Consider the following 730-nt stretch of genomic DNA (forward strand, 5'->3'; position numbering starts at 1 on the left):
CATTCTTCACTCATCTAATGAATGAATAGAATCATATTTCACTTCTAATATTTTAAGGAAAAAGTTATTTATGAGCAAAATTAAGAAAATAGATAATATTGCAGTTTATCCACATCATAGAGAATTGAGTTTTTTTCCAAAGGAAAAAATGATAACGATAACTCCATTTCACAAAAAAGATGTTATAGTTCCAAAAAAAGAAATTAGAAATAAAGTAATTTATTGTTCAAGAGTTGAATTTGGGGGATCAAAACAGATTGAAGAATTTATTAGATTGTCAGAAATAAATCACGGTTTTGAACATACAATTATGGGTTCTGGGGATAAAAGAGATATTGAGAGAGTTATAAAAGAGGTTGAAACACACAAGAATTTGAATTATTTTGGAAAATATGATTCAGAAAGCTTATCTAGTGCATTTGCTGAAAGTGTTTGCCAAGTTATTACATCTAGAACTGACGGTGAAGGGTTTCCAATAGTATTTATTGAAGCGGCAAGATGTGGTGTTCCGATTTTTATAAGGAGAGGAGCTTCAAGATCAATTGATATTTTAGTTAAAGGTAATATTGAATGATTTTTATATGATGACATAAGCGAATTGCCTAAAAAAATAGATGAAATTAAAAATAATTATGAAAAATTCTCTAATCAAATTAGGGAATTCTATAATGATTTTTTAAGTTATGAGTATACAAATCAGAAATGAATGGATCTAATTAAATAATTGGCA

The 730-nt window shown here is 27.3% G+C and carries 1 protein-coding gene; it reads left to right on the top strand.

Features of this window, described 5'->3' with window-relative positions:
• Window positions 1-724: glycosyltransferase (locus C4B24_RS04875; protein WP_210725207.1), on the top strand; the 724-nt coding region annotated here is incomplete at its 5' end.
• Between the last annotated feature and the right edge of the window lie 6 nt (window positions 725-730).

The organism is Mycoplasma marinum (assembly GCF_004335975.1).
GTDB lineage: Bacteria > Bacillota_I > Bacilli_A > Mycoplasmatales > Metamycoplasmataceae > Mycoplasma_K > Mycoplasma_K marinum.